This window comes from Roseofilum sp. (assembly GCF_982964205.1).
In genome coordinates this window covers 1-10,138 of the sequence record NZ_CEZBFX010000153.1, presented here as the reverse complement: position 1 = coordinate 10,138, position 10,138 = coordinate 1, and the positions used below count along the sequence as shown (strand labels likewise).

Sequence of the window (10,138 nt, the reverse complement as noted above, 5' to 3'; positions counted from 1 at the left end):
GGGGAGATGGGGAGATGGGGAGATGGGGAGATGGGGAGATAGGGGGATGGGGAGATGGGGAGATAGGGGGATGGGGAGATAGGGGAATGAGGGGACAGAGCTCCTTTGTTGCCTATTGCCTATTGCCTTTCCCCCATTCCCCATTCGCCAGTTACACTAAAATTATCCACTAATCTATTTTTGGGCGATCGCACCACCCGATCTGACGCTATGAACAGTTCTCAATTCAAAACTATGGCTCAAACCTTCAAACGCAAAGGAATGTCCCTGGGCGCGACTTTGGCCCTGAGCAGTTCCTTACTATTCACCTGGAGCCTCTTAAATCGTCCAGTCCAGGCTCAGTCCCAGCAGCTCAGTTATACCCAATTGTTGGAAAAAATTGAAGCGGGAGAAGTAGAGTTTGTAGAAATTGACCCCACGAAGAACCGCGCTCAAGTGACCTTAGACGGATCGCAAACCAAACAAGAGGTCATCATTTTTGAGCGTAATCCTGAATTGATTGAAGAACTCAAGGCCAATAAGGTGAAGTTTGGAGAACAAGCCAGCGCGGATAATCGCATGGTGGTCAGTAGTGTAGCCAATTTGTTATTAATCCTGTTGGTGGTAATCGGATTAATGATGATCGTTAAGCGCTCTTCCCAGTCGGCGGGCAATGCATTAAACTTCGGCAAATCTAAGGCCAAATTCCAGATGGAAGCCAAAACTGGAGTGGTGTTTAATGATGTCGCTGGAGTGGAGGAAGCTAAGGAAGAGTTACAAGAAGTCGTCACCTTCTTAAAACAACCGGAGCGGTTTACAGCCATTGGGGCGAAAATTCCTAGAGGAGTGTTATTAGTCGGACCTCCTGGAACCGGGAAAACCCTGATGGCAAAGGCGATCGCCGGTGAAGCCGGGGTTCCCTTTTTCAGCATTTCCGGTTCCGAGTTCGTGGAGATGTTTGTCGGTGTGGGCGCTTCGCGGGTAAGGGATTTGTTTAAGAAAGCCAAGGAAAATGCCCCCTGTTTAGTCTTTATCGATGAAATTGATGCCGTTGGTCGTCAACGGGGTGCAGGTATTGGTGGGGGTAATGATGAACGGGAACAAACCCTCAACCAATTGTTGACAGAAATGGATGGGTTTGAAGGCAACAGTGGCATTATCATCATTGCCGCTACGAACCGCCCGGATGTGCTGGATCAAGCTCTTTTGCGTCCCGGTAGGTTTGACCGCCAAGTAATGGTTGATTTGCCCACGTATAAAGGTCGGTTAGGGATTTTAGAGGTTCATGCTCGCGATAAGAAAGTTTCGGCTGATGTCTCTTTAGAGCTTATTGCCCGACGTACCCCTGGATTTTCCGGGGCTGACCTAGCCAATGTTCTCAATGAAGCTGCTATCCTCACTGCTAGACGGCGCAAGGAAGCCATAACTCCTCTGGAAGTGGAGGATGCGATCGATCGCGTTAGTATTGGTATGAGCCTCAAACCCCTACTCGATAGCAAGAAAAAGCGTTTAACTGCTTACCATGAAATTGGCCATGCTCTATTAAGAACGTTACTTAAAAATGCTGACCCCCTCAACAAAGTCACGATCATTCCTCGATCTGGGGGAGTGGAGGGATTTTCTCAAGGAGTATTGAGCGAAGAAAACTTAGATAGTGGTTTGTTCAGTCGTGGGTGGCTACTCGATCGCATTACTATTCTTCTTGGCGGACGAGCAGCCGAAGAAGAAGTTTTTGGTAGTGCTGAAGTAACGGCTGGAGCTTTTGGTGATATTGAACAGGTAGCCAAACTCGCCAGAGAAATGGTCACCCGGTGGGGAATGTCAGATTTGGGGCCTCTCGCCCTAGAAAGTGAAGGAAATGAAGTATTCTTAGGCCGGGATTTAATGACTCGTTCCGAATATTCTGAGGAAGTCGCTACCCAAATCGACCATCAAATTCGGGAAATTGCCGTGCGTTGCCATCAACAGGCTCGCAAACTCCTACGGGAACATCGCCCCCTAATGGATAAATTGGTTGATATTTTATTAGATCAGGAAACCATTGAGGGCGATCTCTTCCGACAAATTGTCACTGACTACCAGAAAAATACACCCAGCTCGCCGGTTGATTTGGTGAAAGCTGGCAGCGCTTAATCAGATACAAATAGAGACAGAGGACGCTTCTGAGTCAGAAGCGTCCTCCTTGTGTGGAAATACAAAGGGTTGGTATTGAATGCTCTAGATGGAGTTTATCTAGCTCATGGATGAGCCACTGCGATCGTAAGCTTCATTAAGTCTGCCAACGGGTTTACCTTGAATGTTATTCCAGTAGTCACCGGTTTGATCGAGTCCAACTTCAGCAGCGGAGCGGTTGAGCATGGACTGTTGGCGATTTTTCACGAGGTGATGGTGGCGGTTCATTAAAGCGCGAGCTTGATCGTTAGTCGATAACATAATCGCTTCTCCAGTTGTTTTATTAAGTTCTTTTTTCCTTACAGTTCTAACTATATCAAATGTTTTTGTATTCAAGGCTACAAAATATTGTTTTTTAACAAAAATTAATGATTATACTCAGAGAGACAACCCCCCATGGATAGATATGGAGGATCTCTATATGGGGATTTCAACAATCAACTCTGTTCCCTGACCCGGTGTAGAGTGACAATAGAGTTTACCCTGGTGTTGTTCGGTAATAATTTGATGGCTGACGTAGAGTCCGAGCCCATTATGGTGTTGTTTGCCTAATTTCGTGGTGAAAAAGGGCTGAAAAACTTGCTTTTGTAGAGCTTCTGACATCCCTACTCCATTATCAGCAATGCAAAGCCTCACCCATTGCTCGTCAATACAGGAAGTAGAAATGCGTAATATTTTTTCTTCTACAGACTCTTCTTCTAAAGCATCGATCGCATTATTCAAGATATGCATCATTGCCTGGTTCAGTTGTCGAGGATAGCAGGAGACTAAGGGGAGGTTGCTATATTCACGGATAAGGGTAATCTGGGGGCGATCGCCATTGGGATTGAGGCGGTGTCCCAAAAACAATAAACTACTCTCAATACCTTCGTGAAAATCCACCGTTTTGTAATCCGATTCATCCAAGCGAGAAAATTTGCGCAGAGATTGTACAATGGTTTGGATGCGATCAATACCCACTTGACTAGACCTGAGCAGTTTCTGAAGATCTGCCCTCAAAAACTCTATATCGAGCGTCTCAACCAAGTTGTGTATGGTTTCCGGTGGATTCGGATACTGATGTTGGTAACCTTTAATGACTAAAGAGTAATGGAAAAGAAAACAGCAAAACTGATGTACCCAACTTCAAAATTATCTTTTTATACATGTCAACTTGCATCCAATAAATTGGCAAGATACTCTAGCGTCCCATATAACTCTTGTATCTTATCAATTGTGTAGTTTTTGTCATGTTTAGTAAACACATCAGCATGCAAACGTCCGAATTGCCATAAATTTCCATCAGTAACAATACCATATACTTCCTTATTTTCATTCTTATTGATTTTTTGTGAAGCAACTAGCTCGGCTAAACATTGTCCCCATCCTTGCTCAAAGTCATTCTTTTTTGCTTCAACGACTATGAGAATCGGAGTTTCAAGAACTGTTTTGCCCAACGACGATCGCTTAGAAAATATATAGTCGGGTGTTCCACACAATACTTGGTCAAAAGATATGTTTTTTTGTATCCAAAATGAGTAATTACTTCTATGGTTTTTATAGACGGCCCTGAGCAAGGGAGATATAATGAGTTCACACCGAGCCGCTTCTGATGAAAAAATATCAATATTTTCTTGGTTAAACTCAAATTCTTCCAGCAAATTTTGAGGGACAGGGATGTCACTATTCGATATAAATAAACTTTCAGTATACCGAATATTGTATGCTTTTTGAACTTCAGAAATGCTTTTGAATTGACTAAATGGCATGGGGAATTACCTTGCTTGATGTTATAGAGCGTGGTATATCTATATCAATCCTATCGAGCTTTTTGAGGTTTCCAGTCATAAAGATAGACTACGGCTAAATAAGCCCAGGGATAGGGGCTGTTTGGCTCTAGGGTAGTGAGGACATCTAAGGCGGCGATCGCCCCAGCAAATCTTGACGAAATAGCCACGATAGCACTAAAGTATAGAACCAGTCTACTCGCTTAGGATCTTGTTGAAAGCGATCTTACCTTAAGCGATCGCCTTTAATATAATAACAAGAATTATGCCCATCGTTAATGAGTAGGGTGAGTTATTAACTGAGCCTACTTACTTCTCCCGAGTATTACGATCAATAGCAATGATAAATAATCAACCTATTTCTATTTCCTTATTTACCGGAGCCTATGGACTAGATTTTGGATTAGAGCAAGCTGGTTTTATCACAGTGAGTGTCGTTGAAAAACAGAGTGATGCCATCAAGACTATTGCCCTAAATAGACCTTTTCTTAAAAATAGTGCTATTCCTAGAGAAATACAAAAAGTAACGGCACAAGAATTACTTGAAGAAGGCGGAAAAGTTTTAGGTTTAGGTCGTCCTCTACAACCAGGTGATGTGGATTTAGTAACGGGTGGCCCGCCTTGTCAACCCTTTAGTACAGCCGGGAAAAGAGGTTCTGTTCTAGATCCTCGTGGCAGCTTATTCATGGATTTTATTCGGATTGTTAAAGAAGTCAAACCTCGTTTTTTCTTAATGGAAAATGTCAAAGGTTTACTTTCTGCTCCTCTACGCCATAGACCGATTAATCAACGTGGAAAAGATTATCCTCCTTTAGAGAAGGATGAAATCAAAGGTGCAGCTTTGGAGGTGGTACTATTAGAAATGAAAAACATAGGCTATCAAGTAGTTTACAATGTTTTAGAAGCAGCAGATTATGGTGTGCCACAAACCAGACAGCGTGTCATATTTATGGGTTCTAGAGATTCTGAATCCGTTACCTTTCCTCTGCCAAAATATTCCAAAGATGGCAAAAAGTTACCTAAATGGCGGACTTTAAGAGACGGTTTAAAAGGGTTAGTAGATACACAACCAGAGTTTATACCCTATTCAGAAAATCGCCTCAAGTATTTAAAATTATTGAAAGCTGGACAAAATTGGAAATATCTACCAGAAGACTTAAAACAAGAAGCTATGGGAGGCGCTTATCATTCAGGAGGAGGAAAAGTCGGTTTTTATAGAAGATTATCTTGGGATAAGCCCTCTCCAACCATAACAACAAGTCCAAATCAAAAAGCTACAGATATGTGTCATCCTGTGGAACTTCGTTGTTTAACGGTTCGTGAATCTGCGAAACTGCAAACTTTTCCTGATGATTGGATTTTCTATGGTTCCACTCTTTCTAAATATAAACAGATTGGCAATGCTGTACCGGTTTTATTATCCAAAGAAATAGGGGTTTATCTTTTTAATTTAATTCAAGGACACCAAGAAAAAGGTCAAAAAATTGCTGAACAACTTTCTCTGTTTTCTTGATCTTGTCTAGCAATAGACATATCGCTACCTATTGAGCCGCAAGTTTCGCAAAAGCACGATCGATTGTTTGTAACATATGTTTTACTCGATCCTCTAGGAGATCGTAATTAATGTAAATAATATCCCAAAACTCTTTGCCCGCAAGACGAGGGATTTGGGGATCGTTAAACGTCCATTCTCCTAAATCAAAAGCTGATATGAAAAGTGGATTTTCATGAATAGATAATTCTTTTTTTGCTCTACTTCGTTGTGAGCCGGTCAATGTTCCTTTTAAGGTCTTAATTTGTGCAAACAAAATTTTATCTTGTGATAAGATAACCAAATCTATTCCCTTGATTTTAATTCCAAATTCAATCTCAGGAATAATTATATAAGGACTAAGGTTAGCTATGTCTTCCCAAAGCCTACCCATTTTTGTACTTAGACTTCTGGTTACTGAGTTACTGGTCATTAGTAATTTTGCCCCACATAGCTCAAAAAGATTTTTAGGTTTAGGATGGGAGTCCAAGAGGAGGCTTTGGTTTTGAAAATCTGCTTTTAACCACTCAATAAAGTTATCGGTAAATTGGTCGGTTTTACTAGAAATTGACTGATATTGTTTATCCAATTCTAAAATAGTTCCATTTTGCAAATCTTGCACAAGTTGATATTCAAAGTAACCCTGTGCTATTGAGGAAATGATTTTTCCATACTTGTATGGTATATGTAAATCTTCATCAGTAATATGGGTTACATCAATCAATGAAGCATGATGCAAAATTAGTGATTTCCTTTCTTCAACAGAAAGCGATATCAATGTCTCAGCAGATAACTGACTAACCATAATTAAATAAGTTGAGCCATTTTAAATTAAATCGAGGGTTTTGGCGAGTTGCCAAGCTTTGAAGAAACGACCTTGCATTGCCCAGGAAATGGCTTGCATGGCTCTGATTTCTGGCTCGTCTGGTTTGAGCTGTAGGGCGGTTTCGAGGACGTTTTGCGCTTTTTGAGGTTTCCAGTCATAAAGATAGACAACAGCTAAATATGCCCAGGGATAGGGGCTGTTTGGCTCTAGGGTGGTGAGGACATCTAAGGCGGCGATCGCCCCCGGCACATCCTGACGCAACACCCGCGATAGCACCAAACTATACAGCGAATCTACCTGATTCGGATCTTGCTGTAGTCGATAACTCAAGGTGCGATCGACTTGCAACAAATAATCTTGCGTCGGATCGTATTGATTAATCCGCCCCACTTCGCTAAAAATATGCTCTAGAGCAGTCGGTCCCTGGGATAGGGTGGCTGCAAACGTGCGAAATTGAGTGGATAAATCTAACTCTAAAGCAGGTTGAGCAGGAGCATCGAAAGATAACATCATGCGAATGGGGGGAATGGGGATATCTTGAGCGGGAGTATCTAAGTTTCGGTCTGGCAAATATTGCACCCTTAACCGATAGCTTCCCGGTTCCATATCCGCAGGAGGTAACATGGAGGTCAGCTCACTCACTTCCACTGCTTGTTCTGGATCGAGGTTGTCAGGAGCATAGAGATTTCCCATCCCAAACCCATGGTCATGTATCCAAGCAATTTGACCATCCCGTTCTCGAATCCAAGTAATCAGCACTAACCCCGATTGTAAATCTTTCCAGGGGCCGTGCCATTGGTAGGTAACGGGAACTGGACTTCCGGGAGGGACGGGACTGGCAACAAAGAGGTTATAGAGTTGCACCTCAGACAGGGGTCGATCGAGGGGAACCACCTGCACGGGGGGAGTATGCTGGTGATAGAGGTTTAGTTGACTGCCATCGTTGAGAGACCAGGATTGATGCAGGTTAAATAAGCCACCAGTTTCGATGAACTGAGTTAACTGTTGTCGTTCAGTAGAGGGACTTAATCCTTGTTGACCGGTTTTGGTGATAAACCAACGGAGAGATCGCCCATCTTGTACAATGTGTTGACTATTGGTTCCCACTTGACGACCATGAACTTGAGAATTTCGCACTTGCCCATAGTAGTTAATATTATGCTGATTTAAAGTAGGTGTAGAAGGCAAAACTCCCACATTAGAGCGTAGATAGGGTTCGGTTTTAATGATTTCATCGATAACTTTAGGATGGGGAAGGGGAAGTCCCAACACTGGATAATTCATTGCTCCAGGACTCAGCGCTCGGATGAAGAATTGCCCTCCCAGGGGATAGAGGTTTAAGAACATCAGTAAACCCGCTAATCCTATGGTTCCCCAACGGATTTTAGGGCCCCATTTGCGGCTGAGTTTATCCCACTGATTTAAACCGTAAGCGAGTAGGAGAGAGAGAACGGGAAGAGATGGAAGGATGTAGCGGGTATCCTTATTTATGTTTAAGGAACAGAGGAAGTAAGACCCTACTAGAAACAAAAGTATCCAAATGGTTTTGGGGTGCTGTTTCAGGTTTAGCCGTTGTTCGGAGCGCCAGAATTGAATCCCTATACCAATAAAACCGACGATTGGAATCCATAATAGAGGCCAGGATACCAACTCTGGCAGGTCTTTCCAGTAATAGAGCCAAGCATCGAGGGTATACAGGGGGGGGTCACCTTCAGCGATCGCCGAATCTATAGTCGCTCGTTTTCCAGAGGTGAGTATCAGCAACCAGTTGGTACGTACCCAAGGATAGAGCATACCGAGGGCAATTATTCCCCCTAAAAGCCATTGGCCGAGGCGTTCCCATTGTCGCTGATAAAGGCTGGTAATTCCAGAAACGGCGATCGGAGTCAGCAAAAAAAACAGCGCCGTTTGTTTCGTCAGCAGTGCTAATCCCACGGAAACCCCCATTAGTGCAGCCATTCCCCATTGTTGCGATCGAGAAGAGTAACGGGAAAACCACCATAGAGTCAGACAAAAAAAACTCCAAGTGACCATCGCAGTCAAGGGATAATCCTGGAGAAAATCCAAGCGATAGCGGTAGAGTCCCGGTAGCAGGATACACAAGAGAGCAGCCCACAATCCTAGATAGCCGTTGAACAGGATGCGACCTAATCCATAGACCGAACCCAGAAGAATAGCGCTATACAGCAGCATCACCAGGGTTGAAGAATCGGGACTCGCGCCAAAAATCTGGACAAAGGGAACAGTTGTCACATACATCAGAGGCGGAATTTTCGGAGAAAGTAGCCAAAATTGATGCCACCACTCTCCGGAAAAGGGTTGGGAAGTTTCCAAGATGCGCTGATATTCCAAAACCCAGTTGAGATAATCAGCCTGATCCCAAGCTGGAGGGCGGCGATCGATCGCCAGCCAGAGGCGATCGCCCACTATAATCAGAAACATCATCAATCCCAGCGCCAACACCGGATCGGTTCGGGTATTTTGCTCAGACAAACGGTGCTGAGTTTGTTCCAATGCTTCCTTAGTCATGCGATCGTTAGCGAAAACTGCTATAAGCTAATTAGGCTACCATAAAGATGGAGTCAAATACTTGCCAACAACTCAACAGGCACTTCGATGTTTTCAGATTTGCCAGAACCTCACAAGCATGTACCGTTCTGTGGATATGGTGCGTTTAGATGAGAGAACAGGAAATGTCATTGGTTAGACGACGCACTTCATCAACCAACAACAAAACTTCATCACCTTTTTCCAGTAGACCTTCCGAAAAATCACCGTAATGACGAACTTCACCTTCTACAAAACCGACAAAAGAAATAGGCATCTGTACAGCTTTGGCTTCAAAGAAACCTGTATCTGATGGCTGTCCTCCCCCTTGTGGGTAGAAGATGGTCTGATCTAAAACACAATACTGTCCACGCTCATCGTTAGCTAGATATTCTACTTGGGCTTGGTCAGTGAATTTATAGGTATCGTCAAGGTAAACAAGCTTGGTTGCCATACACTACTCCATAACCGTCTTACAGCTAACCCGAAGGTAATCTTTTAAAATTATAGCTTTCCTATATAGTCCAAAAATGCTCAATTTTGTTAGGTATTTTGTCTGTTAATCCAAACCTCTAGGGCTAAATGGTTAAAAAATGCTAGAATTTGTTGGGTAAAGTAGGTACAATTGCAAATTTACTAAAGAGTATGAATGTTGAAGAAGTAGTGAAGCTGGCAGATCATCTCGTGTTTTCTAAGACTGGACAATACCTGGATGATTTACAAAAAACGATTTTGTACGGAACTTTGCAAGGAAAGAAATATACTCAAATTGCTGAATAAAAGCACTGTAATGATAGTTAGGTTAGGCATATTGGAGCAAAATGATGGCAATTTTTTCCGAAGAATTAGGTGAAAAGGTCACTAAATCTAATTTCAGATCATCAATAGAAAGATGTCAAATTAAGTTTTCACATTTTGCACAAGATCATGCTCAAATTGGTAGCGTCACTATTTGTGGAGATACAATACAAAACCAAAACTCATCAACCGATATGCAATCTCACCTTCAGAAGACTCCAACCTTACATCATGATTTAAGTGAAATGCCAAATTTAGGCAGGTTTTATAATCGAACTTCTGAATTGCAAAATCTCAAAACACTAATTTTTACCGATAAAGCACAAATATTAACACTTACAGGAATTATTGGTATCGGCAAAACTGCATTAATAACTCAACTTGTTCAAGAAATTAAACATCAATTTGAATATGTAATTTGGCGTAGCTTAGAAACTTGCCCTACAGTTGCACAAATGCAAAATAGCTTAAGGGATGACAAGGAGGCTAAAGAGTAGACTGTATAAGGGATAGAACCTT

At 42.6% G+C, this 10,138-nt stretch carries 12 protein-coding genes; 5 read left to right on the top strand and 7 right to left on the bottom strand.

Going from position 1 to position 10,138, the window contains the following annotated elements; all coding sequences use genetic code 11:
• Positions 1-234: 234 nt before the first annotated feature.
• Positions 235-2,112 carry an ATP-dependent zinc metalloprotease FtsH gene (gene ftsH / locus AC3A14_RS22740; protein ID WP_318735519.1) on the top strand — a complete coding sequence of 626 codons (1,878 nt, stop codon included), beginning with the start codon at positions 235-237 and terminating at the stop codon, positions 2,110-2,112.
• A gap of 99 nt (positions 2,113-2,211) precedes the next feature.
• On the opposite strand, the gene gifA is transcribed toward ftsH, so the two are convergent.
• From gifA to AC3A14_RS22720, 4 genes are all read right to left on the bottom strand, one after another.
• The gene (gene gifA / locus AC3A14_RS22735) at positions 2,212-2,412 is read right to left on the bottom strand and encodes a glutamine synthetase inactivation factor IF7A (protein ID WP_318700393.1); all 201 of its coding nucleotides are present in this window, start codon (positions 2,410-2,412) and stop codon (positions 2,212-2,214) included.
• Between the two features lie 156 nt (positions 2,413-2,568).
• Positions 2,569-3,111 carry a sensor histidine kinase gene (locus AC3A14_RS22730; protein WP_487779171.1) on the bottom strand — a complete coding sequence of 181 codons (543 nt, stop codon included), beginning with the start codon at positions 3,109-3,111 and terminating at the stop codon, positions 2,569-2,571.
• Between the two features lie 188 nt (positions 3,112-3,299).
• Positions 3,300-3,899: a hypothetical protein gene (locus AC3A14_RS22725; RefSeq protein ID WP_318700395.1), complete on the bottom strand. Its 600-nt coding sequence runs from the start codon at positions 3,897-3,899 to the stop codon at positions 3,300-3,302.
• Between the two features lie 50 nt (positions 3,900-3,949).
• The gene (locus AC3A14_RS22720) at positions 3,950-4,087 is read right to left on the bottom strand and encodes a hypothetical protein (RefSeq protein ID WP_318700396.1); all 138 of its coding nucleotides are present in this window, start codon (positions 4,085-4,087) and stop codon (positions 3,950-3,952) included.
• Between the two features lie 170 nt (positions 4,088-4,257).
• Between AC3A14_RS22720 and AC3A14_RS22715 the strand changes: the two genes are divergently transcribed.
• Positions 4,258-5,430, top strand: coding sequence for a DNA cytosine methyltransferase (locus AC3A14_RS22715; protein ID WP_318735525.1), 1,173 nt, complete (start codon positions 4,258-4,260; stop codon positions 5,428-5,430).
• A 28-nt stretch (positions 5,431-5,458) separates the two neighbouring features.
• Here AC3A14_RS22715 and AC3A14_RS22710 read toward each other — a convergent pair whose 3' ends face one another.
• Both AC3A14_RS22710 and AC3A14_RS22705 read right to left on the bottom strand, forming a co-directional pair.
• Positions 5,459-6,253 carry a hypothetical protein gene (locus tag AC3A14_RS22710; RefSeq protein ID WP_318735528.1) on the bottom strand — a complete coding sequence of 265 codons (795 nt, stop codon included), beginning with the start codon at positions 6,251-6,253 and terminating at the stop codon, positions 5,459-5,461.
• 21 nt (positions 6,254-6,274) lie between these two features.
• On the bottom strand, positions 6,275-8,803 hold the full coding sequence (locus AC3A14_RS22705; protein WP_318735531.1) for a glycosyltransferase family 39 protein: 2,529 nt from the start codon (positions 8,801-8,803) through the stop codon (positions 6,275-6,277).
• Between the two features lie 61 nt (positions 8,804-8,864).
• Here AC3A14_RS22705 and AC3A14_RS22700 point away from each other — a divergent pair, with 61 nt between their 5' ends.
• On the top strand, positions 8,865-8,981 hold the full coding sequence (locus tag AC3A14_RS22700) for a DUF6888 family protein (protein ID WP_413039169.1): 117 nt from the start codon (positions 8,865-8,867) through the stop codon (positions 8,979-8,981).
• Here AC3A14_RS22700 and AC3A14_RS22695 read toward each other — a convergent pair.
• Positions 8,949-9,275, bottom strand: a complete 327-nt coding sequence (locus tag AC3A14_RS22695) for an alanine--tRNA ligase-related protein (protein ID WP_318735535.1) — start codon at positions 9,273-9,275, stop codon at positions 8,949-8,951. The genes AC3A14_RS22700 and AC3A14_RS22695 overlap by 33 nt on opposite strands.
• 191 nt (positions 9,276-9,466) lie before the next feature.
• Here AC3A14_RS22695 and AC3A14_RS22690 point away from each other — a divergent pair, with 191 nt between their 5' ends.
• Both AC3A14_RS22690 and AC3A14_RS22685 read left to right on the top strand, forming a co-directional pair.
• On the top strand, positions 9,467-9,601 hold the full coding sequence (locus AC3A14_RS22690; RefSeq protein ID WP_318735537.1) for a helix-turn-helix domain-containing protein: 135 nt from the start codon (positions 9,467-9,469) through the stop codon (positions 9,599-9,601).
• Between the two features lie 41 nt (positions 9,602-9,642).
• Positions 9,643-10,116 carry an NB-ARC domain-containing protein gene (locus AC3A14_RS22685; protein ID WP_318737349.1) on the top strand — a complete coding sequence of 158 codons (474 nt, stop codon included), beginning with the start codon at positions 9,643-9,645 and terminating at the stop codon, positions 10,114-10,116.
• Positions 10,117-10,138: the final 22 nt, after the last annotated feature.

What these genes read in the sequence shown, in the direction of transcription:
- AC3A14_RS22705 (WP_318735531.1), bottom strand. Translation starts at nt 8,803, where the DNA reads ATGACTAAGGAAGCATTGGAACAAACTCAGCACCGTTTGTCTGAGCAA.
- ftsH (WP_318735519.1), top strand. Translation starts at nt 235, where the DNA reads ATGGCTCAAACCTTCAAACGCAAAGGAATGTCCCTGGGCGCGACTTTG.
- AC3A14_RS22690 (WP_318735537.1), top strand. Translation starts at nt 9,467, where the DNA reads ATGAATGTTGAAGAAGTAGTGAAGCTGGCAGATCATCTCGTGTTTTCT.
- AC3A14_RS22685 (WP_318737349.1), top strand. Translation starts at nt 9,643, where the DNA reads ATGATGGCAATTTTTTCCGAAGAATTAGGTGAAAAGGTCACTAAATCT.
- gifA (WP_318700393.1), bottom strand. Translation starts at nt 2,412, where the DNA reads ATGTTATCGACTAACGATCAAGCTCGCGCTTTAATGAACCGCCACCAT.
- AC3A14_RS22725 (WP_318700395.1), bottom strand. Translation starts at nt 3,899, where the DNA reads ATGCCATTTAGTCAATTCAAAAGCATTTCTGAAGTTCAAAAAGCATAC.
- AC3A14_RS22710 (WP_318735528.1), bottom strand. Translation starts at nt 6,253, where the DNA reads ATGGTTAGTCAGTTATCTGCTGAGACATTGATATCGCTTTCTGTTGAA.
- AC3A14_RS22715 (WP_318735525.1), top strand. Translation starts at nt 4,258, where the DNA reads ATGATAAATAATCAACCTATTTCTATTTCCTTATTTACCGGAGCCTAT.
- AC3A14_RS22695 (WP_318735535.1), bottom strand. Translation starts at nt 9,275, where the DNA reads ATGGCAACCAAGCTTGTTTACCTTGACGATACCTATAAATTCACTGAC.